The organism is Microvirgula aerodenitrificans DSM 15089 (assembly GCF_000620105.1).
GTDB lineage: Bacteria > Pseudomonadota > Gammaproteobacteria > Burkholderiales > Aquaspirillaceae > Microvirgula > Microvirgula aerodenitrificans.
Genome location: NZ_JHVK01000004.1, coordinates 13,300 through 34,661 on the forward strand (window position 1 = coordinate 13,300; position 21,362 = coordinate 34,661).

A 21,362-nucleotide genomic window follows, 5' to 3' on the forward strand; every position below is an offset into this window, starting at 1 on the left:
AAGAGAGATCCCATGACCACCCTGCATATCGAACCCCTCGGTCCGGCCATCGGCGCCCGGGTTGCCGGCCTGTCGCTGGCCGCGCCGCTCGACCCCCCTCATCGTGAGGCATTGCGTGCCGCACTGCTGCGCCATCAGGTGCTGTTTTTCGAGAACCAGCCGCTGACACCGCGCCAGCAGCGCGATTTCGCGGCGGCGTTCGGCGACCTGCATATCCATCCGGTGTACCCGAATGTCCGTGAGCAGCCGGAAATCATGGTGCTGGATACCGATGCCGACAATCTGCCGGACAACGACAACTGGCATACCGACGTCACCTTTATCGACACGCCGCCGCTGGGGGCGGTGCTGGCAGCCAAATCGCTGCCGCCGAGTGGCGGCGACACGCTGTGGAGCAGCGGCACCGCCGCCTTCGACGCGCTGTCAGCCCCGCTGCAGCAGTGGCTCGGCGGCCTCAGCGCCGTGCACGATTTCACCCGCTCGTTCCCGGAAGCACGTTTCCGCGACACACCGCAGTACGCACGCTGGCGCCAGGCGCGCGACGATCATCCGCCGCGCGTGCACCCGGTCGTGCGCACCCATCCCGAGACCGGTCGCAAGGCACTGTTCGTCAACGAGGGCTTTACCTCACGCATCGTCGAACTGCAGCCGCGCGAAAACGAGGCGCTGCTGGCTTTCCTGTTCGCCCACGCCAGCCGGCCGGAATTCAGCCTGCGCTGGCGCTGGAAGGAAAATGACGTGGCCTTCTGGGACAACCGGGTCACCCAGCACTATGCAGTGGCCGACTATCTGCCGCACCGGCGCGTGATGCACCGCGCCACCATTCTCGGCGATCGGCCGTTCTGAGCGGACAGTCAGGGTTTTTTCGTCTAGCGTTAAGCGTCATTGTCGTTTTCCCCCACCCGCAAGGAGATCGTTCATGAGCCATACCGTCGCCGTTCTGGTTGGCAGCCTGCGCAAGGAGTCGTACAACCGCCGCTTCGCGCTGGCCTTGTCCCGGCTGCTGCCGGCCGACTTCCGCTTCGAGTTCGTCGATATCGGCGTGCTGCCGCTGTACAACCAGGATCTGGACAGCCAGTTTCCCGCCGCCGCCGTGCACTTCAAGCAGCAGATCGAAGCTGCCGATGCCCTGCTGTTCGTGACGCCTGAATACAACCGCTCGGTGCCCGGGGTGCTGAAGAATGCGCTGGACTGGGGCTCGCGTCCCTGGGGCAAGAGTGCCTGGGGTGGCAAGCCGGCGGCCGTGGCCGGCACCTCGCCCGGGGCAATCGGCACCGCACTGGCACAGCAGCACCTGCGCAACATCCTCGCCTATCTCGATGTGCAGGTGCTGGGCCAGCCGGAGATCTTCCTGCAGTACAAGGACGGGCTGATCGACGCCGATGGCCATATCGGCAACGACGACACCCGCGCCTATCTGCAGGGCTTTGCCGACCGCTACGCGGCCTGGGTCAGACAGCACAGCCCGCGTTGAGGCCGGCGGCTGACGGGCTGCTTCAGGCCTCGCCGCTGGGAGCGATGCGGAAGCCCTTGAGCTGGCCCAGCCCGCGCAGATGGTCCGACAGCCGGGTGCCGGCGTCAGCATGCGACGCCCGGATCACCATCCGGTACTCGAAGTAGTCATCGTCGGCATCGTACTTGTAGCTGAGTCCGGTCAGGGTGAAACCCTGGCCGGCCAGCAGGCTGGCCAGTTCCGGCTCGGACATGACCTCGCGCAGCGAGAAGCGCAGCGTCAGGTGGGCATAGAACAGCGCCGGCATCCGCTTTTCAACCCAGCGGAACACCGACAGCGTGCCAATCGCCAGTACGGTGGACAGTGCCGCCGGCCACACGAAGCCGATGCCGATCAGTACGCCGATCGCAGCCGTGGCCCAGATCGACGCGGCCGTGGTCAGCCCGCGTATCGAGAATCCTTCACGCAAAATGGTCCCGGCACCGAGAAAACCGATGCCGGTCATGATCCCCTGCGCCATCCGGGTCGGATCCATCTGCAGATGAGCCTGCATGCCGGCCGGCACCCAGTCGGCCGGATAGACCGTCATCAGCATCAGCAGGCAGGACGACAGGCAGACCAGTCCGTGAGTGCGAAAGCCGGCCGGACGTCCATGGTAATGACGCTCGACGCCGATGATCGCGCCGGCAAACAGCGCCGCCAGCAGCCGCAGCGCCAGGTCACCGGTCTGTGCCGACAGCAGGGGAATCTCCATCGCGGTCCTTCCTTGGTGTCAGGTCTGCGCCCGGACTAGGGTCGACCCAGGGTGTCGGCCAGCGCCAGCGCCGCGTACAGGCTGCCGGGGTCGGCACGACCGCTGCCGGCCAGATCCAGCGCCGTGCCATGGTCGACCGAGGTGCGGACGATCGGCAGGCCAAGGGTAATGTTGATGCCGTGGCCGAAGCTGGCATGCTTCAGGACCGGCAGCCCCTGGTCGTGGTACATCACCAGAACGGCATCGCAGTGGGCCAGCTTGTCGGGATTGAACAGGGTATCGGCCGGCAGCGGACCGGCCAGATCGATGCCGCGCGCGCGCAGCGCGGCCAGCGCCGGTTCGATGATGTCGATTTCCTCGCGCCCCATGTGGCCGCCCTCGCCGGCATGCGGATTCAGTCCGGCCACCAGAATACGCGGCGCCGGGATGCCGAACTTGCCGACCAGGTCGGCATGCAGGATGGTGACCACTTCATCCAGCAGCGCGCCGGTAATGGCATCCGCCACCTCGCGCAGCGGCAGATGGGTGGTGACCAGGGCGACACGCATGCCGCCACCGGCCAGCATCATCACCACCCGGGGCGTACCGGTGCGCTCGGCCAGGTATTCGGTATGGCCGGTAAACGGCACACCGGCTTCATTGATGACACCCTTGTGCACCGGCGCGGTCACCATCGCCGCGAAGGTGCTGTCGAGACAGCCATCGATGGCGGCATCCAGCGTCGCCAGCACATAGTGACCATTGCGTGCATCCAGCACGCCGGCCTGCACCGGCACGGCCAGCGGCACATGCAGCACTTCCAGCGCCGTGTCCGGTGCAGGCGCGGCAGGGTCGAAAGCGACGAACTGCGCCGGCAGGCCCAGTTGTGCCGCCCGCGCGACCAGCAGTTCGCGGTCGGCGATGACCACCACCCGGCTGTCGCGGGGCCGCAGTGCCAGCTGGCAGACCAGGTCGGGGCCGATGCCGGCCGGTTCGCCGGCGGTCAGCGCGAGGGGGCGCGTGTTCATTGCGCGTCGTCCTGCTTTTCACGCCGGGCCGGGCTCGCGGACTTGCTCTCGATGGCGCGGACCACCACGTAGGCGATCATCGTGCACAGGAAGAACAGCAGCAGCAGCCAGGCGACCGACTGCAGCGTCTCGATCAGCGTGCGGTAGATTTCCAGCGTCCAGCGCGCGCCGGTCAGCTCGGTCGCCACGCTCTTGCCGTCCAGGTACTTTTCCAGCTCCCACAGCCGCACCCCGCCGGATACCCCGACCACGACAATGGCGAAGCGCAGGTACTTGCGCCACGGATCGGTCAGGTCGTCACCGACGATACGGCCAAGAATGCGCGCAACCGCGCCATCGAAAAAGCGCGACACCAGCACCGACGTCACCAGGGAAATCAGGAACGTCGCGGCGAGCAGCATGAAAAACATGGAACCTCCAGGGTCAGAACAAGTTCGGCGAGCGGCGGGACAGCCACCGTCCGTCCTCGAATGCGGTCAGGCCATCCGGCCATCGGGGCCGGCGCGCACCGGCAGTTCATCGATGCGCTCCAGCGTCGCCAGCGTCGCCTCGACCATCTGGTCCATGTGCGCGGCCTCGATCACGTACGGCGGCATGAAATATACGGTGTTGCCGATGGGGCGCAACAGGCAGCCCTGTTCCAGCATCGCGGCGAAGAACGCCGGCGAAAAGTCATTGCGCCGGCTGGTGACTTCGAATGCCCAGATCATGCCCTGCTGGCGGAAGCCGGACACCTTGGCGTGCGCCGCCACCGGCGCGAGCTTCCGGGTGAACAGGGCAGCACGCTCGCGGTTGGCAGCCAGCACGTCGTCCTGCTCGAAAATGTCCAGCACCGCCAGCGCCGCCGCGCAGGCCAGCGCATTGCCGGTATAGCTGTGCGAATGCAGAAAGGCGCGCGCCACCGAATCGTCATAGAACGCATCGTAGACCGTGTCGCTGGTCAGCACGCAGGACAGCGGCAGATAGCCGCCGGTAATGCCCTTGGACAGACACAGGAAGTCCGGCTTGATGCCGGCCTGTTCGCAGGCGAACAGCGTGCCGGTGCGGCCGAAGCCGACGGCGATTTCGTCCGCGATCAGATGGATGTGGTACAGGTCGCACAGCCGCCGCGCGCCGCTCAGATAGGCCGGCGGGTACATGCGCATACCGGCCGCGCCCTGAACCAGCGGTTCCAGAATCAGCGCGGCGGTTTCGTCCGAATGACGCTCCAGCGCATGTTCCAGCGCTGCCAGCGCACGGCGCACGGCGTCGTCGGCCGTTTCCTGGCGCTCGGGCAGCGGCGCCGGCAGTTGCAGGCCGGAGCGCACCAGCGGTGCGTAGGTATCCCGGAAAATGGCGACGTCGGTCACTGCCAGCGCGCCGACGGTTTCGCCGTGGTAACTGCCATCGAGGTGCAGGTAGCGGTTTTTCCACGGCAGGCCGCGGTTCTTCCAGTAGTGGAAGCTCATCTTCAGCGCGATTTCGGTGGCGCTGGCGCCATCCGAGCCGTAGAACGCATGACCGAGACCGGTCAGTGCCGCCAGCCGTTCCGACAGTTCCACCACCGGCCGGTGAGTGAATCCGGCCAGCATGATGTGTTCGATACTGTCCATCTGCCGGGTGATCGCCGCCTTGATGCGCGGTTCATTGTGCCCGAACAGGTTGACCCACCATGAGCTGACGCCATCCAGATAGCGCTTGCCGTCGAAATCCACCAGCCACATGCCGTCGCCGGAAGCGATCGGAGTGATGGGCAGGGTTTCATGCCGCTTCATTTGCGTGCATGGATGCCAGACGGCTTGCCGACTGCGTTGCAGCCAGTCGGCATTGGCGGAGGTCATAACGGGCTCCCGGGCAAGATGGTCAGGCGCCAGTTTAACAGGCTGGCCCCCGCCGGGCAGGCTGCCGACGACCGAAGCGACACCGACGGCAACGACGACGCCATCGGCCGGCCGCACCCACGGTGCCATTGCTATGATCGCGGGAACCGAACCGGAGACGAAAGAGATGACAGCACCACGGCCGCAGGGCTTTTCACTGATCGAGCGCATGCTGCTGGTCGCCGTGGTCGGCATCAGCTCGGCCATCGCCCTGCCACTGTACTGGCAGCACGCGAACCGCAGTCAGGTGACGCTGGCGCTGGAAGCGCTGGCAACCACCCGCGCTTCAGTATCGGCCTACTATGCGACCCATGGCCGGATGCCGGCCGCGACAGAACAGGCCGTGATCTCGCCATCGCCGCTGGTTGCTCGAATTGCCGACGCCCCGGCCGGCGCCGGCAGCCGCCGCTATCTGGTCACGCTGTCCGCCAGCGACGCGCTGGCCAGCACGCTGCGCCACACCACATTCGAACTGATCGGCACTGGCGACAGCGCGACGCGGCGGGTGCAGTGGCGCTGTCAGCCCGGCAGCACGTCGCCGACACCGGCCCGCTACCTGCCGGAAAGCTGTGGATAACGACGGCATTCGCCCATAAAAAACGCCGCGATCACAAGAACGCGGCGTTTTTTCGTGCTTCGGTCAGCTTAGGCCAGACGACCGTGGCACTGCTTGTAGCGCTTGCCGGAACCGCACGGGCACGCATCGTTGCGACCGACCTTGATGCCGGCGGCAGCCAGACGATCCGGCGAGTACGGGTTGCCGTCGACGGCTTCGTCGCCGTCGACGGTGAACTCGTCATGACGGAACTCCATCGGCAGCGGTTCGTGCTCGAATGCTTCGGCAGCGGCAGCTTCGTCCGGGCTGCGGATCTGCACCGTGGCCACGATCTGCGTCACTTCGCGCTTGATGCGTTCCAGCATCGCGGCGAACAGCTCGAAGGCTTCGCGCTTGTATTCCTGCTTCGGGTTCTTCTGCGCGTAACCGCGCAGATGGATGCCCTGGCGCAGGTGGTCGAGCGCGGACAGGTGTTCGCGCCAGGCGCTGTCGAAGTGCTGCAGCAGCACGGCACGCTCGAACTGGCGCATGACGTCGCCGCCGGCCGATTCGACCTTGGCATCGTACTGGGCGCGAGCCTGGTCAAGGATGCGCAGCTTGAACGTTTCGGTCTCGACCGACGGTTCGGCCTTCATCCATTCGTCGACCGGTGCGTCGATCTGGTAGTCGGCAGCCAGCACCTTGCGCAGACCGGCCACGTCCCACTGTTCTTCCATCGACTGCGGCGGGATATAGGCATCGAACAGGCCGGCCAGCACGTCGTCGCGCATGGCGGCGATCATGTCGGCGACATTCTCCGATTCGAGGATCTCGTTGCGCTGCTGGTAGATGACCTTGCGCTGGTCGTTCGACACGTCGTCGTATTCGAGCAGTTGCTTGCGGATGTCGAAGTTGCGGCCTTCCACCTTGCGCTGGGCATTCTCGATGGCGCGGGTCACCCACGGGTGCTCGATCGCTTCGCCTTCCGGCATTTTCAGTCGCTGCATGATCGCGCCGACGCGGTCGGAGGCGAAGATGCGCAGCAGCGGGTCTTCCAGCGACAGGTAGAAGCGCGAGCTGCCCGGGTCGCCCTGGCGGCCGGAACGGCCACGCAGCTGGTTGTCGATCCGGCGCGATTCATGGCGTTCGGTGCCGATGATGTGCAGGCCGCCAGCGGCCAGCACCTGATCGTGGCGCGGCTGCCAGTCGGCTTTCAGCGCTTCGATCTTTGCCGTTTTCTGTTCTGCAGTCAGCGACGCATCGTTCTCGATGGCGAGAATGTCCGGCGCAATGCTGCCGCCCAGCACGATGTCGGTACCGCGACCGGCCATGTTGGTGGCGATGGTGATGACGCCCGGACGACCGGCCTGGACCACGATGTCGGCTTCACGCGCGTGCTGCTTGGCGTTCAGCACTTCGTGCGGCAGCTTTTCCTTGTCGAGCAGGGCCGACAGCAGTTCGGAGTTTTCGATCGAGGTGGTACCGACCAGCACCGGCTGGCCGCGCTGCTGGCAGTCGCGGATGTCGGCGACGATGGCGTGATGCTTCTCGTCGGCGGTGCGGTAGACCAGGTCGAGGTTGTCCTTGCGGATCATCGGCCGGTTGGTCGGGATCACCACGGTTTCCAGACCGTAGATCTGCTGGAATTCGTAGGCTTCGGTATCGGCCGTGCCGGTCATGCCGGCCAGCTTCTTGTAGATGCGGAAGTAGTTCTGGAACGTGATCGACGCCAGCGTCTGGTTCTCGCGGTTGACGGTCACGCCTTCCTTGGCCTCGACCGCCTGGTGCAGACCCTCGCTCCAGCGGCGACCGGCCATCAGCCGGCCGGTGAACTCGTCGACGATGATGATTTCGTCGTCCTGCACCACATAGTGCTGGTCACGATGGAACAGCGCATGGGCGCGCAGTGCGGCCATCAGATGGTGCATCAGCGTGATGTTGGCGGCCGAGTACAGGCTGTCGCCTTCGCGCAGCAGGCCGGCATTGATCAGTTGGACTTCGGCATGCTCGAAACCGGATTCGGACAGCATGACGCTGTGCGCCTTCTCGTCGACCCAGTAGTCGCCTTCGCCTTCTTCTTCCTGCTGGCGGACCAGCAGCGGCGGAATGGCGTTCATGCGCTGGTACATGTCGATATTGTCGTCAGCCGGGCCGCTGATGATCAGCGGCGTGCGCGCTTCGTCGATCAGGATCGAGTCCACTTCGTCGACGATGGCATACGACAGCGGGCGCTGCACGCGCTCGCCGGTGCTGTACACCATGTTGTCGCGCAGGTAGTCGAAGCCGAATTCGTTGTTGGTGCCGTAGGTGATGTCGGCGGCGTAGGCGGTCTGCTTGTCGCCATGGGCCATCTGCGACAGGTTCACGCCGACGCTGAGGCCGAGGAAGTTGTACAGCTTGGCCATGGTGTTCGCGTCACGGCTGGCCAGGTAGTCGTTGACGGTCACGACGTGCACGCCCTTGCCGGCGATCGCGTTCAGGTAGGCCGGCAGCGTGGCGACCAGCGTCTTGCCTTCACCAGTGCGCATTTCGGCGATCTTGCCGTTGTGCAGCACCATGCCGCCGATCAGCTGCACGTCGAAGTGGCGCATGCCCATCACGCGGCGGCTGGCCTCGCGGCAGACGGCGAAGGCTTCGGGCAGCAGCGAATCGAGCGTGGCACCCTTCTGGAAGCGGTCGCGGAACTCGTCGGTCTTGGCAGCCAGCGCCGCATCATCCAGCGCCTGCATCTCCGGTTCCATCGCATTGATGCGGGTCACCGTACCGCGGTATTGCTTGAGCAGCCGGTCGTTGCGACTGCCGAAGACTTTTTTCAGTAGACTCTGGATCATGGGTTGTCAGTAGGCGGTGCGCGCCGAAAAAAATAGAGGGAATATTAGCACAGCGGCCATGCGCCCACGCTGGGCACGCAACGATCCCGACCGGGCGCGCGGGCCTGCGGGTGCTGCGATCGCGTATTGTCTGTGCCAGATCAATCCTGCATGCGCGGTGACAGATGCGGCGATCCCGCCATTTCTCAAGCCCGACGGCATGAATTTACAGGGATGGCGACAGGCCGGGCTCGTGGCACAATCCACGGCATGGACTCCAGCGACCCCGTTACCAAGCACCTGACCCGCGTACCGAAACTGGCCGCGCTCGCCGAGCTGTCGCACCGCTACCGCGAGCTCGACGCCGCACTGAAACGGCAGCTGACGCCCGGCCTGGCCGGCAGTGTCGAGGTCGCCTGCGTGCGCGAAAACGGCGAGCTGGTGGTGTTCGCCGCCAGCGGCAGCGTGGTCACCAAGCTGCGCTCGCTGGAAACCCGACTGTGCAACACCCTGGCCGCCGATGGCTGGCCGGTGTCGCGGCTGAAGGTCCGGGTACGGGTCGACATCAAGCCGAACAAGAAGCCCAAGAATTTCTCGGTCAACGACCCCGCACTCGACGCGCTGGAACGCACTGCCGGCAATGTCGCCGGCCATCCGCAACTCGCGCGGGCGCTGTCACGGTTTATCGCGGCACGACGGGCGAAGCGCTAGTCTTCCGCCTTCCAGTGCCCCGATTTGCCGCCGGCTTTTTCCAGCAGCCGGATGCCGCCCATTTCCATGCCGCGGTCGACTGCCTTGCACATGTCGTAGACGGTCAGCAGGGCGACGCTGACTGCGGTCAGCGCTTCCATTTCCACTCCGGTCTTGCCGACCGTTTCAGCGGTCACGGTGCAGCCGACGCGGCTGGCGGCCTCATCGAGCGCGAACTCGACCGCGACCCGCGTCAGCGCGATCGGGTGGCACAGCGGGATCAGCGACGACGCCTGCTTGGACGCCATGATGGCGGCCACGCGGGCTATGCCGAGCACGTCGCCCTTCTTGTGGCCACCATCGCGCACCAGGGCAAAGGTCGCCGGCTGCATGGCGATCCAGCCGGTGGCCACGGCGACGCGGGCGGTTTCGGCCTTGGCGCCGACATCGACCATGTGAGCCTGGCCGGCGGCATCGAAATGGGTCAGCGGAGAGGACATGCGGGGCTCCGTTCAGTCACTCAGTTGTACAGGTGGCGCACCAGCGCCCAGACCAGGGTCAATACCAGCGCCAGCACGGCCGAACCGATGACGATGCGGCGGATATAGCCCAGAAAGCGGCGCTGGCGGGTAAAGGCAAAGCAGAACAGTGACCAGCCGACGCCAAAGATGACGATCAGCAGCCACAGGCGGAAAAACAGCATGACGGCGCCCTCCGGTCAGGGTGGTTTCCGGGGCGGCGCCTGCCGCGGTTCAGACCGGGGCCGGCAGGCGATGGAAACTGGATGGTGCCTGGTCGGCCGAAGCGAAGCTGACGTATTCCCAGGCATCGGTACAGGCCAGCAGCTTGCGCAGCAACTGGTTGTTCAGCGCGTGCCCGGACTTGTAGCCGGAGAAGGCTGCGATCAGCGGGTGTCCGAGCACGTACAGGTCGCCGATCGCATCGAGGATCTTGTGGCGCACGAACTCGTCCGGATAGCGCAGGCCATCGCTGTTCAATACGTATTCATCATCGATGACGATGGCGTTGTCGAGGCTGCCGCCACGGCCCAGACCGGCCTTGGCCATGCTTTCCACTTCATGCATGAAGCCAAAGGTACGGGCACGGGCGATCGCGTCGATGTAGCTGGTGCCGGCAAAGTCGATCTCGACCTTCTGCGGCGCGCGCTGGAATACCGGGTGGTTGAAGGCGATTTCCAGGCTGACCTTGAAACCGTCGTGCGGCGACAGGCGGACCCACTTGTCGCCTTCGCTCACTTCCACCGTGTCCAGCACGCGGATAAAGCGCTTGGGCTTCGCCTGATCGACGATGCCCGCACTTTGCAGCAGATAGATGAACGGCATGGCGCTGCCGTCCATGATCGGCGTTTCCTGCGCCGTCATTTCCACAATCAGGTTGTCGATACCCAGTCCGGCCAGCGCGCTCATGAGGTGCTCGATGGTGCCGACACGCACGCCGTCGGGCGTGACGAGCGTCGAGGAGAGGCGCGTGTCGTTCACCAGTTCCGGGGCAAGCCGGATATCGTCGCTACCGGGGAGATCGGTGCGGCGAAACACGATGCCGGAATCGGGAGGCGCCGGGCGTAGCGTCAGCTTGATGCGGTCGCCCGAGTGCAACCCGACCCCGCTCGCGCTGACAGGCTCCTTGAGCGTGCGCTGGTGGATCATGGTTATCCAAACTTCCTGTACTGCGTATTGACGGCGTCAGCGTAGCACAGCGCACTCATTGCGCTGATGACTTGCACTGATACCGGCGATAGCAAACTGCTATCAGTCTGCCTGCTTGCGCAGGAAGGCCGGGATGTCGTAGTTGTCCATTACTGCCGGGTTGGCAAAATCGGCACCGGTGGTCACGGCGCGGCGGCCGGACTTCAGGAAGCCGGACACGTCGTTTTCGGCAGCCGGCACTTCGAACGGCATGTCATCGGTACCGGTACGTACGACCTTCAGGTAGTCGGGACGTTCGTCACGGGCCGCATTCTTCTTGCTGTTCGGCGACAGGCCGGTGGCGATCAGCGTCACGCGGATTTCGTCATCCGGCATGCCTTCGACTTCGGCAGTGCCGAACTTCATGTCGGCGTCGCCATCGGCGAGCTGGGTGATGATTTCCATGATTTCGCTGTACTCGCGCATGCGCAGGCAACCCGGCGCGGTCGAGATGTTGACCAGCAGGCCCTTGGCGCCGATCAGGGTCACGTCATCGAGCAGCGGGCTGGCCACGGCCTGTTCGGCGGCCACGCGGGCGCGGTCTATGCCGGATGCGCTGGCGGTCCCCATCATGGCCATGCCGTTGAGGCTCATCACCGTACGCACGTCGGCAAAGTCGACGTTGACGAAGCCCGGGGTGGTGATCACTTCGGCCACACCGGCGACAGCGCCCTTCAGCACGTCGTCGGCGGCACGGAACGCTTCACGCATGGTGACGTCGTCGCCGAGCACTTCCATCAGCTTCTGGTTCGGGATCACGATCAGCGAGTCGACGTTCTTCTTCAGGTCGTCAACGCCCTGCACCGATACCGCCAGGCGCTTGCCACCTTCGAACACGAACGGACGGGTGACGACCGCCACGGTCAGCACGCCGAGTTCGCGCGCGACTTCGGCCACCACCGGTGCGGCACCGGTACCGGTGCCGCCGCCCATGCCGGCGGCGATGAACACCATGTCGCAACCCTTCAGCACGTCGCCGATGCGCTCACGGTCTTCCAGCGCCGAATTGCGGCCGACTTCCGGCTTGGAACCGGCGCCAAGGCCCTTGGTCAGCGTCTGGCCGAGCTGGATGCGGGTCGGGGCGCGGTTCTGCGCCAGCGAATCGGCATCGGTGTTGGCAGCGACGAACTCGACGCCCTTCATCCCGGCATCGATCATGTTGTTGACCGCGTTGCAGCCACCGCCGCCGACACCGATCACCTTGATGACGGCCTGTTGGGCCGGCGCGTCCTGCAGCATTTCATAAACCATAACGCTCATGGTTCTCTCCTCGTAAAAAACACCCTGGCGATGTGCCCTGTATCCGCGACGGCAACGCCCTGCCGTCGCACTCCTTTGGCCGTCCACCCGGGTGGACGGCGCAATCCCGTTTCGGGTCCGGTCAGAAGTTGCTGCCGAACCACGCCTTCATCTTGCTGAACACCGACGTGATCGAACCGCCGTCGTTCTTCGGCATCAATACCTTGTGCTCGCGCTCCTTGCCCAGCAGCAGCAGGCCGACGGCGGTCGAGTAGGCCGGCTTGCGCACGACCTCGGCCAGGCCGGCATAGTACTGCGGCGCGCCGACGCGCACCGGCATGTGGAACACTTCCTCGGCCAGCTCGCTGACGCCCGGCATCTGGCTGGAGCCACCGGTCAGCACGATGCCCGAGCTCAGCATGCCGTCGAAACCGGCACGCTTGAGTTCCTGCTGCACCAGCTGGAACAGTTCCTCGACCCGCGGCTCGATGACCTCGGCCAGCGTCGCGCGCGACAGCTGGCGCGGTCCGCGTTCGCCGACGCCCGGCACGTCCAGCATCTGCGACGCGTCGGCCATGCGGGCCAGCCCGACGCCGTGCTGGATCTTGATGTCCTCGGCGTCCTTGGTCGGCGTGCGCAGCGCCATGGCGATGTCGTTGGTGATCTGGTCGCCGGCGATCGGAATGACGGCCGTGTGACGGATCGCGCCGCCCCGCAGCACGGCGATGTCGGTCGTGCCGCCGCCGATGTCGATCAGGCAGACGCCGAGATCCTTCTCGTCCTCGGTCAGCACTGCCTGGGCACTGGCCAGCGGCTGCAGGATCAGGTCGCTGACTTCCAGCCCGCAACGGCGCACGCACTTGGCGATGTTCTGCGCCGCGCTGACCGCGCCGGTCACGATATGGACCCGCGCCTCCAGCCGGACGCCGGACATGCCCAGCGGTTCGCGCACGTCTTCCTGGCCGTCAATGCAGAATTCCTGGGTCAGGATGTGCAGCACCTGGTGGTCCGGCGGAATGGTCACGGCGCGGGCAGTCTCGATCACGCGGTCGATATCGGCCTGGGTGACCTCGCGCTCGCGGATCGCCACCATGCCGTGCGAATTCACGCTCTTGATGTGACTGCCGGCAATGCCGGTGTACACCTCGTTGATCTTGCAGTCGGCCATCAGTTCGGCCTCGCGCACGGCAGCCTCGATGGCTTTGACCGTCGCCTCGATATTGACCACCATGCCCTTGCGCAGACCGCGCGACGGCGTATTGCCCATGCCGACAATATTGATGCCGCCCTCGTCGGTGACCTCGGCCACGATGGCCACGATCTTCGACGTGCCGATATCCAGGCCGACCAGCATCTGTTTCGTGTCCCTTGTTTTGCTCACCAATCGCTCCACCCGGTATGCGTATTCGGTTTCATTCAGGCCGCCGGTTTTCTCGGCAGCACATTTCCCGGCTTGTAGTCCGGCATCCGGACCGCAAATCCGTTCGGATACCGCAAGTCCACGTATTCAATGCGGTACGGCAGCTTGACCAGCTCCTGCTGCCACACCGCGACAAACCTCGCCATCCGGCCCTCGACATCATCGTGCCCCAGCCGGAGCTGGACGCCATTGCTCAGCATCACATCCCACGCCCGCCGCTCCGACAGCTTCAGCCCGGCCACCCGCAGCGAGGCCGGCGCCAGCAGCCGGCCGGCATCGGCCAGCGCCCTGACCAGGTCCTTCTCGCTGCCGGCCGGTCCTTCGACCATCGGCAGCGCCTCGCTCGATGCGGCATCGAACCACTCGCCCTGCGACGACAGCAGACCGCTCTCGCCCCAGCGGGCCACCGCGCGGTGCTCGTCGATCACGATTTCCAGCTGATCGGGCCATTGCCGCCGCACCACCGCACGCCGCACCCACGGCAGCTTTTCAAACGCTTCCCGGGTCGCATCGAGATTCAGGGTAAAGAACGTGCCCTTCAGCTCCGACTCGGCCACCAACCGCAACTGCTCCGGGGTCACATGCTTCAGCGCCCCGTCGATGCGGATCTTCCGCACCGGAAAATAGCTCGAATGGGCGATCCAGTACCCGCCCGCCACAAGGCTCATCAATAGCGCCGCGCCAAACAGGAAACTGGCGAAGCTGTTGAGGGCCTTGTGGTTATCCCACATGGGCCGTATCCAGAACCTGCACACACAGGTCCTCGTAGGACAGCCCGGCCACCCGCGCCGCCATCGGCACCAGCGAATGCGTGGTCATGCCCGGCGAGGTATTGATTTCCAGCAGGTACGGCTCGCCGGCCTCGTCGACGAGGAAGTCGATCCGTCCCCAGCCCTGCCCGCCCAGCACGGCGAACCCCTGCTCGGCCAGCCGGCGCATTTCCGCTTCGCGCGCGTCGCTGAGCCCGGCCGGGCAGCGGTACACCGTGTCGTCACGGAAGTACTTGGCCTGGTAGTCGTAAAACTCGGTCGCCGGCTCGATCTTGATCGCCGGCAACGCCTTGTCGTTGAGAATGGAGACGGTGTACTCGCCGCCACCAATGAATTTTTCCGCCAGCACCAGGCGATCGTACTGGCGCGCTTCGCGGTAGGCCGCTTCCAGCGTGCCGGCCTCGACCACCTTGGCCACGCCGATGCTCGACCCCTCACAGGCCGGCTTGACGAACAGCGGCAGGCCCAGCTTGCGTTCGATGGCGGCGAAGTCGCTGTCGTCGTCCAGCAATTCGAATGCCGGGATCGGCAGGCCGGCGGCCTTCCAGACCAGCTTCGAGCGCCATTTGTCCATGCCGATGGCCGAAGCCATCACGCCACAGCCGGTATACGGGATGCCCAGCGTCTCCAGCGCGCCCTGCAGCGTGCCATCCTCGCCGAACGGGCCGTGCAGGGCGATGAACACCCGGTCGAAGCCTTCGTCCTTCAGCGCCTGCAGCGGTTTTTCCGCCGGGTCGAACGCCTGCGCGTCCACACCGTGGTGCAGCAGCGCGGCCAGCACCCCGCTGCCGCTCATCAGCGACACTTCACGCTCGGACGAGGTCCCGCCGAGCAACACCGCCACTTTGCCGAAATGCCTGTTCATATCGCGCGTCATCATTGTTCCTGCTTCGCCGCCAGCTTGCCCGGCACCTGGCCGATCGAGCCGGCGCCCATCGTCATCACCACGTCGCCATCACGCACATGCGTCATCACGGCGCCCGGCATGTCGGCGATGGCCTCGACGAACACCGGTTCCACCTTGCCGGCCACGCGCACCGCGCGGCTCAGCGCCCGCCCGTCGGCGGCAACGATCGGCTGTTCGCCGGCCGGATAGACATCGGCCAGCAGCAGTGCATCGACCGACGACAGCACGCGGACGAAGTCCTCGAACAGGTCACGGGTCCGCGTATAGCGGTGCGGCTGGAACGCCAGCACCAGCCGGCGGCCGGGGAAGGCACCGCGCGCCGCGGCCAGCGTGGCCGCCATTTCGACCGGGTGGTGACCATAGTCGTCGACCAGCGTGGCATGGCCGCCATCCGGCAGCCGCAGCTCGCCATAGCGCTGGAAGCGCCGGCCGACGCCGGAGAAACCGGCCAGTCCGTCGGCGATATCGTCGATGTTCGCGCCGCACTCCAGCCCGATGGCGATGGCCGCCAGCGCATTGAGCACATTGTGCAGGCCGGGCAGATTGACCGTGACCGTGCGCCGGTGGCGTTCGCCGTTTTCCCACAGCACGTCAAAGCGCATGCGCCCGCCGTCGGCCACCACGTTCTCGGCCCGCACCTGGGCGTCCTCGCTGAAACCGTAGGTGGTGATCGGCTTGGTGATGCGCGGCAGAATCTCGCGCACGTTCGGGTCGTCGACGCAGACCACGGCACGACCGTAGAACGGCAGCCGCTGCAGAAAGTCGACGAAGGCCTGCTTCAGCTTGTCGAAGTCGTGGCCATAGGTGTCCATGTGGTCGGCGTCGATATTGGTGACGACGGCCATGATCGGCGACAGGTACAGGAACGAGGCGTCCGACTCGTCGGCTTCGGCGACGAGAAAATCACCGGACCCCAGCCGCGCATTGCTGCCGGCGGCGGTCAGCCGCCCGCCGATGACGAAGGTCGGGTCCATGCCGGCCTGGCCCAGCACGCTGGCCACCAGGCTGGTGGTCGTGGTCTTGCCGTGGGTACCGGCAATGGCGATGCCCTGCTTGATCCGCATCAGCTCGGCCAGCATCAGCGCGCGCGGCACGATGGGGATGCCTGCGGCACGCGCCGCCAGCACTTCCGGGTTGTCCGCCTTGACCGCCGTGGAGGTAACGACGACATCCGCGCCGCCGACATAGGTGGCGTCATGGCCGAACTGCACGCTCGCGCCGGCAGCCGTCAGCCGCTCGGTGGTGGCATTCGCCGCGACGTCGGAGCCTGACACGGTATAGCCGAGCGTCAGCAGCACCTCGGCGATGCCGCTCATGCCGACCCCGCCGATTCCGACGAAATGGATATGTCTGACTCTGTGTTTCATCCCGATATTCCGCGTAGACCGCACAAAACCCGCAAGGATACTGGCTTTTGAGCCAAAACTGTTTTGCGTGGCGTCATTTGTTACATCCTTTGCCCGCCAGTTGCGCGCAAATGTCCGCCACACGGGCGGCAGCATCGGTTTTCGCCTTGCCGCGCGCGACCCGCGCCATGTCCAGACACTGGCTGCGCGTCAGGCCGGAAATCAGCGCGGCGACCCGTTCGACCGTCATCTGCGGCTGCGGCAGCAGGATGCCGGCGCCGGCCTCGCTGAGGAAGCGCGCATTGCCGGTCTGGTGGTCGTCGACCGCACTCGGAAACGGCACCAGCACGCTGGCCGCGCCCACGGCGGCCAGCTCGGCCACGGTCAGCGCGCCGGCACGGCACAGCACCAGGTCGGCCCGCGCATACTCGCCGGCCATGTCGTCGATAAAGGCACGGCAGTCGGCCTCGACGCCGGCGTCCGCATAGTTCTGGCGCAGCGCCTCGATCTGCTTCTGCCCGGCCTGGTGGACTACCTGCGGCCGCGAGGCGACGGGCAGGCTGGCCAGCGCGGCCGGCAGGGTGTCATTGAATACCCGGGCGCCCAGGCTGCCGCCAACCACCAGCAGGCGCAGCGGGCCGTCGCGGCCATCGAAGCGCGTGTCGGGAGCGGGAACGGCGGCGATGTCGGCCCGAACCGGGTTGCCGACCAGTCCGGCCTCGCCGGCAAAGGCACCGGGGAAGGCGAACAGGGTGCGACTGGCAATCTTCGACAGCATGCGGTTGGTCAGCCCGGCGACCGAATTCTGTTCGTGCACCACCAGCGGAATGCCCAGCAGCCGGGCAGCCAGGCCGCCCGGCGCGCCGGTATAACCGCCAAAGCCGATCACCACGTCCGGACGCAGCCGGCGCAGGATCGCCACCGAGCGGCTGACCGCGCGGCCGAGCACGGCCGGCAGCGCCAGCCAGCGCGCGATGCCGTTGCCGCGCACGCCGCGAATGGCCAGGGTTTCCAGCGCATAGCCGCGCGACGGCACCAGCCGGGTTTCCATGCCGCCGTCGGCGCCAAGGAATACCGCCTGCCAGCCGCGCGAGCTCAGTTCGTCCGCAACGGCCAGCGCCGGGAAGATATGCCCGCCGGTGCCACCGGTCATGATCAGGGCGGTCGGCATGCTCATACCTTGTACCCCCGCATCAGCAAGCGGTTTTCCCAGTCGATGCGCAGCAGGATCGCCAGCGCGATGCAGTTGGCCAGGATCGCGCTGCCGCCATACGACAGCAGCGGCAGGGTCAGACCCTTGGTCGGCAGCAAGCCCATGTTCACACCCACGTTGATGAACGCCTGCCAGCCGATCCAGATGCCGATGGCCTGGGCGACCAGCGCCTGGAAGAAGCGTTCGAGTTTTTTCGATTCCATGCCGATGTGGAACGCGCGCCGGACCAGCCAGGCGAACAGGCCGACGACGACGGCAATGCCGACGAAGCCGAATTCCTCGGCAATCACTGCCATCAGGAAGTCGGTATGCGCTTCCGGCAGATAAAACAGTTTTTCCACGCTGTTGCCGAGGCCGACGCCGAACCACTCGCCGCGGCCGAAGGCAATCAGCGAGTGCGACAGCTGGTAGCCCTTGCCGTACGGGTCCTGCCACGGGTCGAGGAAGCCGACCACGCGCTCCATCCGGTATGGCGAACTCATCACCAGGCCAACGGCGCTGAGGCCGCCAACGGTGATCAGCGCGGCGAAGATGCGCCAGTTGATGCCGCCGAGGAACAGCGTGCCCATCGAGATCACCGCCACCACGGCGAAGGCGCCGAAGTCGGGCTCCATCAGCAGCAGGATGCCGGTCACCGCCACTGCCGCCGCCATCGGCACGAAGCCCTTGGTGATGCTGTGCATGTAGTCGGCCTTGCGGGTGGTGAAGTCGGCCGCATACAGGCAGGCCGCCAGTTTCATGATCTCGGACGGCTGCAGGTTCATGATGCCGAGCGATACCCAGCGCCGCGAGCCGTTCACCACCTTGCCGATGCCGGGCACCAGCACCAGGATCAGCATGACGAAGGCCAGCATGAACAGCCGGCTGGCGTGGCGTTGCCACATCGCGGTCGGCACCTGGAAGGCGACCCAGCCCACGGCCAGCGCGACCGTCAGCGCAATGCTGTGCCGGACCAGGTAGTAGAAGCGGTTGTGGGTGTCGGCATCGGCTTCCGCATACGCGATCGACGCCGAATACACCATCACCAGACCGATGGCCAGCAGCGCGACGATGACCCACACCAGCGCCTCGTCATACGCGGTGAAGCGTGGCGCGCCGGGGGTGGGTCGGTCGAAGGCAAAGCGCACGGTCAGCTCCTGCCTGCCGCAATGGCACGGGCGGCATCGATAAACACCTCGGAACGGTGGGCATAGCCGCGGAACATGTCGAAACTGGCGCAGGCCGGCGACAGCAGCACCACGTCGCCGGCCTGCGCCAGCGCAAAGGCCTCGCGGGTGGCGTCTTCCAGCGTGGCGCAATCAATGACCGGCTGCGCAATGCCATCCAGCGCGCCGCGGATCTGCGCCGCGTCGCGACCGATCAGCACCACGGCGCGGGCGATGCGGGCGATGGCCGGCTTCAGCGGCGCAAAGTCCTGTCCCTTGCCGTCACCGCCGGCGATCAGCACCACCGGCCGGGTCATGCCGTTGAGGGCGGCCTCGGTCGCACCGACATTGGTGCCCTTGGAGTCATCGATGAAATCGACGCCACCATGGGCCAGTACGTGTTCGACCCGGTGCGGCAGGCCACGGAAGGTTTTCAGTCCGGCGACCAGTCCGGCGCGCGGCATGCCGGCCGCTTCGGCCAGTGCCAGCGCCGCCAGCGCATTGGCCGCGTTGTGCAGGCCGACCAGTTGCATCTCGTCGGCCGCCAGCAGCGGGACGCCACCGGCCTGCAGCCAGTGACGACCATCGCGTTCGACCAGTGCGTAGTCGGCGGACGGGTCGCGCAGCGAGAAGGTGACGTGGCGGCGATCCGGGCGGGCCATGGCGCGGACGAACACGTCGTCGGCATTCAGCACCTGGACGCCCGCCCCGTTGAAAACCGCAGCCTTGCTGTCGGCATAGGCCAGCAGGTCGCGATAGCGGTTCAGGTGGTCTTCGGAAATGTTCAGCACCGTGGCAGCGACCGCATCCAGCGAGCGGGTGGTCTCCAGCTGGAAACTCGACAGTTCGAGCACAAACAGGTCCGGCAGCCGGCCTTCGCGCTCGATGCCGGTCAGCGCCGCCAGGGTCGGCAGGCCGATATTGCCGGCCACCACGGCCCGCAGTCCGGTGGCGTGGCACAGATGGCCGACCAGCGAGGTCACGGTGGTCTTGCCATTGGAACCGGTGATGGCAATCACCGGCTTGCCGAGCGGGCGGATGGCGCGGGCGAACAGCTCGACATCACCGACCACTTCGCCGGTGAAGGCGGCGATGGCCGGCGTCGCCACCGGCACGCCGGGGCTGACCACCAGCAGGTCGCAGCCGGCGAACGTGGTCGCGTCAAAGGCGCCGGTGCGCACGTCGGCGTCCGGCGCCACGGCGCGCAGCTCATCGGCATGCGGCAGCGTGTCGCGGCTGTCGGCCACTACCAGCCGGCCGACGCGCGAGGCGAGGAACGCCGCCGCCGCCAGCCCGGTATCGCCGAAGCCGACCACACCGACCGTTTTTTGCTTGAGTCCGAGATCCGCAAACATGTCCGTTACCTCAGCTTCAGCGTGGAAAGGCCGGCCAGCACCAGCATCATGGTGATGATCCAGAAGCGGACCACGACCTGGGTCTCCTTCCAGCCTTTCAGTTCGAAGTGGTGATGCAGCGGCGCCATCAGGAACACGCGCTTGCGGGTCAGCTTGAAACTGGCGACCTGGATCATTACCGACAGCGCTTCCATCACGAACAGTCCGCCCATGACGAACAGCACGATCTCCTGGCGCACGATCACCGCCACCGTGCCGAGCGAGGCGCCCAGCGCCAGTGCGCCGACGTCGCCCATGAACACCTGGGCCGGGTAGGCGTTGTACCAGAGGAAGGCCAGGCAGGCGCCGGCCATGGCCGCGCAGAACACCACCACTTCATGCGCGCCCGGAATGTGCGGCAGACCGAGGTAATGGGCGAAGCCGCTGTGGCCGGCCACATAGGCGAACACCGCCAGCGCCGAGGCCACCATCACCACCGGCATGGCGGCCAGACCGTCGAGGCCGTCGGTCAGGTTGATCGCGTTCGAGGTGCCGACGATGACGAAATAGGTGAGAACGCAGAAGCCGACCACCCCGAACGGATAGACGACGTTCTTGAAGAACGGCACGATGAATTCGGTCGAGGTCGGCAGCGTCGCGGTGGTGATCAGATAGACGCCGGCGCCGATGGCGATCAGCGACTGCCAGAACATCTTGGCCCGGGCCGAAATGCCCTTCGGGTCCTTGTAGACCACCTTGCGCCAGTCGTCGTAGAAGCCGATGGCGCCGGTACCGAACATGACCGCCAGCAGCAGCCACACGTATTTGTTCGACAGGTCCGCCCACAGCAGGGTGGTGATGCCGATCGACATCAGGATCAGCGTGCCGCCCATGGTCGGCGTGCCGGCCTTGACCAGATGGGTCTGCGGACCGTCGCTGCGCACTGCCTGGCCGACCTTCAGCTCGGTCAGCTTGCGGATGACCCAGGGGCCGGAGAACAGCCCGATGCCGAGCGCAGTCAGGCTCGCCAGCACCGCGCGCAGCGTGATGTAATTGAGAACATTGAAGGCGCGGACATATTCCCCGAGCCAGTCGGCCAGCCAAAGTAACAACTCGTACTCCCTGTGTCCGCCGCGTACGGCGAACCCTGTTTTTCTGTTTGCGACCGGTGGTC

Annotated in this window: 21 protein-coding genes; 4 read left to right on the plus strand and 17 right to left on the minus strand. The window is 65.9% G+C overall.

The window, feature by feature from the left end; translation table 11 throughout:
* Positions 1 to 12: 12 nt before the first annotated feature.
* Together tauD and Q352_RS0105515 are read left to right on the plus strand one after the other, a co-directional pair.
* The gene (tauD, locus tag Q352_RS0105510) at positions 13 to 846 is read left to right on the plus strand and encodes a taurine dioxygenase (protein ID WP_028498469.1); all 834 of its coding nucleotides are present in this window, start codon (positions 13 to 15) and stop codon (positions 844 to 846) included.
* 73 nt (positions 847 to 919) lie between these two features.
* Positions 920 to 1,474, plus strand: a complete 555-nt coding sequence (locus tag Q352_RS0105515) for an NADPH-dependent FMN reductase (RefSeq protein WP_028498470.1) — start codon at positions 920 to 922, stop codon at positions 1,472 to 1,474.
* Between the two features lie 22 nt (positions 1,475 to 1,496).
* Here the strand turns inward: Q352_RS0105515 and Q352_RS0105520 are convergent, their stop codons facing one another.
* The 4 genes from Q352_RS0105520 to Q352_RS0105535 all read right to left on the minus strand — a co-directional run bounded on the left by Q352_RS0105520 (position 1,497) and on the right by Q352_RS0105535 (position 5,034).
* Positions 1,497 to 2,207 (minus strand): MgtC/SapB family protein, encoded by a 711-nt coding sequence (locus Q352_RS0105520; RefSeq protein ID WP_051528713.1) that lies wholly within the window; start codon positions 2,205 to 2,207, stop codon positions 1,497 to 1,499.
* 35 nt (positions 2,208 to 2,242) lie between these two features.
* On the minus strand, positions 2,243 to 3,214 hold the full coding sequence (pdxA, locus tag Q352_RS0105525) for a 4-hydroxythreonine-4-phosphate dehydrogenase PdxA (RefSeq protein WP_028498472.1): 972 nt from the start codon (positions 3,212 to 3,214) through the stop codon (positions 2,243 to 2,245).
* Positions 3,211 to 3,624, minus strand: a complete 414-nt coding sequence (locus Q352_RS0105530) for a hypothetical protein (protein WP_028498473.1) — start codon at positions 3,622 to 3,624, stop codon at positions 3,211 to 3,213. Before Q352_RS0105530 ends, pdxA begins: the two co-directional genes overlap by 4 nt.
* 66 nt (positions 3,625 to 3,690) lie before the next feature.
* Positions 3,691 to 5,034: an adenosylmethionine--8-amino-7-oxononanoate transaminase gene (locus tag Q352_RS0105535; RefSeq protein ID WP_028498474.1), complete on the minus strand. Its 1,344-nt coding sequence runs from the start codon at positions 5,032 to 5,034 to the stop codon at positions 3,691 to 3,693.
* A 166-nt stretch (positions 5,035 to 5,200) separates the two neighbouring features.
* On the opposite strand from Q352_RS0105535, the gene Q352_RS23715 reads away from it, so the two are divergent.
* A complete protein-coding gene (locus tag Q352_RS23715; protein WP_036385453.1) occupies positions 5,201 to 5,650 on the plus strand; it encodes a pilin in 450 nt (149 codons plus the stop codon).
* Between the two features lie 68 nt (positions 5,651 to 5,718).
* Here Q352_RS23715 and secA read toward each other — a convergent pair whose 3' ends face one another.
* Positions 5,719 to 8,439, minus strand: a complete 2,721-nt coding sequence (gene secA, locus Q352_RS0105545; RefSeq protein WP_028498475.1) for a preprotein translocase subunit SecA — start codon at positions 8,437 to 8,439, stop codon at positions 5,719 to 5,721.
* Between the two features lie 249 nt (positions 8,440 to 8,688).
* Between secA and Q352_RS0105550 the strand changes: the two genes are divergently transcribed.
* A complete protein-coding gene (locus Q352_RS0105550; RefSeq protein WP_028498476.1) occupies positions 8,689 to 9,129 on the plus strand; it encodes a DciA family protein in 441 nt (146 codons plus the stop codon).
* Here Q352_RS0105550 and moaC read toward each other — a convergent pair.
* The 12 genes from moaC to mraY form a co-directional block, all read right to left on the minus strand.
* Complete coding sequence (moaC, locus tag Q352_RS0105555) at positions 9,126 to 9,608, minus strand: cyclic pyranopterin monophosphate synthase MoaC (protein WP_028498477.1); 483 nt, start codon at positions 9,606 to 9,608, stop codon at positions 9,126 to 9,128. The genes Q352_RS0105550 and moaC overlap by 4 nt on opposite strands.
* A 20-nt stretch (positions 9,609 to 9,628) precedes the next feature.
* Positions 9,629 to 9,811: a hypothetical protein gene (locus tag Q352_RS0105560; protein WP_028498478.1), complete on the minus strand. Its 183-nt coding sequence runs from the start codon at positions 9,809 to 9,811 to the stop codon at positions 9,629 to 9,631.
* 49 nt (positions 9,812 to 9,860) lie between these two features.
* Positions 9,861 to 10,772 carry a UDP-3-O-acyl-N-acetylglucosamine deacetylase gene (lpxC, locus tag Q352_RS0105565; protein ID WP_028498479.1) on the minus strand — a complete coding sequence of 304 codons (912 nt, stop codon included), beginning with the start codon at positions 10,770 to 10,772 and terminating at the stop codon, positions 9,861 to 9,863.
* A gap of 105 nt (positions 10,773 to 10,877) precedes the next feature.
* Entirely contained in the window at positions 10,878 to 12,074 is a 1,197-nt protein-coding gene (gene ftsZ, locus Q352_RS0105570) for a cell division protein FtsZ (protein WP_028498480.1), read from the minus strand.
* Between the two features lie 121 nt (positions 12,075 to 12,195).
* A complete protein-coding gene (gene ftsA / locus Q352_RS0105575; RefSeq protein ID WP_233495175.1) occupies positions 12,196 to 13,407 on the minus strand; it encodes a cell division protein FtsA in 1,212 nt (403 codons plus the stop codon).
* A 62-nt stretch (positions 13,408 to 13,469) separates the two neighbouring features.
* Positions 13,470 to 14,204 carry a cell division protein FtsQ/DivIB gene (locus tag Q352_RS0105580; RefSeq protein WP_028498482.1) on the minus strand — a complete coding sequence of 245 codons (735 nt, stop codon included), beginning with the start codon at positions 14,202 to 14,204 and terminating at the stop codon, positions 13,470 to 13,472.
* Positions 14,194 to 15,120 (minus strand): D-alanine--D-alanine ligase, encoded by a 927-nt coding sequence (locus Q352_RS0105585; RefSeq protein WP_084299885.1) that lies wholly within the window; start codon positions 15,118 to 15,120, stop codon positions 14,194 to 14,196. The genes Q352_RS0105580 and Q352_RS0105585 overlap by 11 nt, the downstream gene beginning before the upstream one ends.
* Positions 15,120 to 16,517: a UDP-N-acetylmuramate--L-alanine ligase gene (murC, locus tag Q352_RS0105590; RefSeq protein ID WP_028498484.1), complete on the minus strand. Its 1,398-nt coding sequence runs from the start codon at positions 16,515 to 16,517 to the stop codon at positions 15,120 to 15,122. Before murC ends, Q352_RS0105585 begins: the two co-directional genes overlap by 1 nt.
* Positions 16,518 to 16,590: 73 nt before the next feature.
* Entirely contained in the window at positions 16,591 to 17,673 is a 1,083-nt protein-coding gene (gene murG, locus Q352_RS0105595; RefSeq protein ID WP_199905534.1) for an undecaprenyldiphospho-muramoylpentapeptide beta-N-acetylglucosaminyltransferase, read from the minus strand.
* Positions 17,670 to 18,836, minus strand: coding sequence for a putative lipid II flippase FtsW (gene ftsW / locus Q352_RS0105600; protein ID WP_028498486.1), 1,167 nt, complete (start codon positions 18,834 to 18,836; stop codon positions 17,670 to 17,672). Before ftsW ends, murG begins: the two co-directional genes overlap by 4 nt.
* Before the next feature lie 2 nt (positions 18,837 to 18,838).
* Positions 18,839 to 20,209, minus strand: a complete 1,371-nt coding sequence (gene murD, locus Q352_RS0105605) for a UDP-N-acetylmuramoyl-L-alanine--D-glutamate ligase (RefSeq protein WP_028498487.1) — start codon at positions 20,207 to 20,209, stop codon at positions 18,839 to 18,841.
* A gap of 5 nt (positions 20,210 to 20,214) precedes the next feature.
* Positions 20,215 to 21,300: a phospho-N-acetylmuramoyl-pentapeptide-transferase gene (mraY, locus tag Q352_RS0105610; protein WP_028498488.1), complete on the minus strand. Its 1,086-nt coding sequence runs from the start codon at positions 21,298 to 21,300 to the stop codon at positions 20,215 to 20,217.
* Between the last annotated feature and the right edge of the window lie 62 nt (positions 21,301 to 21,362).

Bases quoted from the DNA above. Each gene is read 5' to 3' on its own strand.
- pdxA (WP_028498472.1), bottom strand. From the start codon at position 3,214: ATGAACACGCGCCCCCTCGCGCTGACCGCCGGCGAACCGGCCGGCATC.
- murD (WP_028498487.1), bottom strand. From the start codon at position 20,209: ATGTTTGCGGATCTCGGACTCAAGCAAAAAACGGTCGGTGTGGTCGGC.
- Q352_RS0105535 (WP_028498474.1), bottom strand. From the start codon at position 5,034: ATGACCTCCGCCAATGCCGACTGGCTGCAACGCAGTCGGCAAGCCGTC.
- Q352_RS0105585 (WP_084299885.1), bottom strand. From the start codon at position 15,120: ATGACGCGCGATATGAACAGGCATTTCGGCAAAGTGGCGGTGTTGCTC.
- murC (WP_028498484.1), bottom strand. From the start codon at position 16,517: ATGAAACACAGAGTCAGACATATCCATTTCGTCGGAATCGGCGGGGTC.
- Q352_RS0105520 (WP_051528713.1), bottom strand. From the start codon at position 2,207: ATGGAGATTCCCCTGCTGTCGGCACAGACCGGTGACCTGGCGCTGCGG.
- ftsA (WP_233495175.1), bottom strand. From the start codon at position 13,407: ATGCTGGTCGGCCTGGATATCGGCACGTCGAAGATCGTGGCCATCGTG.
- Q352_RS0105550 (WP_028498476.1), top strand. From the start codon at position 8,689: ATGGACTCCAGCGACCCCGTTACCAAGCACCTGACCCGCGTACCGAAA.
- Q352_RS0105515 (WP_028498470.1), top strand. From the start codon at position 920: ATGAGCCATACCGTCGCCGTTCTGGTTGGCAGCCTGCGCAAGGAGTCG.
- Q352_RS23715 (WP_036385453.1), top strand. From the start codon at position 5,201: ATGACAGCACCACGGCCGCAGGGCTTTTCACTGATCGAGCGCATGCTG.
- Q352_RS0105580 (WP_028498482.1), bottom strand. From the start codon at position 14,204: ATGTGGGATAACCACAAGGCCCTCAACAGCTTCGCCAGTTTCCTGTTT.
- moaC (WP_028498477.1), bottom strand. From the start codon at position 9,608: ATGTCCTCTCCGCTGACCCATTTCGATGCCGCCGGCCAGGCTCACATG.
- secA (WP_028498475.1), bottom strand. From the start codon at position 8,439: ATGATCCAGAGTCTACTGAAAAAAGTCTTCGGCAGTCGCAACGACCGG.
- ftsZ (WP_028498480.1), bottom strand. From the start codon at position 12,074: ATGAGCGTTATGGTTTATGAAATGCTGCAGGACGCGCCGGCCCAACAG.
- Q352_RS0105530 (WP_028498473.1), bottom strand. From the start codon at position 3,624: ATGTTTTTCATGCTGCTCGCCGCGACGTTCCTGATTTCCCTGGTGACG.
- tauD (WP_028498469.1), top strand. From the start codon at position 13: ATGACCACCCTGCATATCGAACCCCTCGGTCCGGCCATCGGCGCCCGG.
- murG (WP_199905534.1), bottom strand. From the start codon at position 17,673: ATGAGCATGCCGACCGCCCTGATCATGACCGGTGGCACCGGCGGGCAT.
- Q352_RS0105560 (WP_028498478.1), bottom strand. From the start codon at position 9,811: ATGCTGTTTTTCCGCCTGTGGCTGCTGATCGTCATCTTTGGCGTCGGC.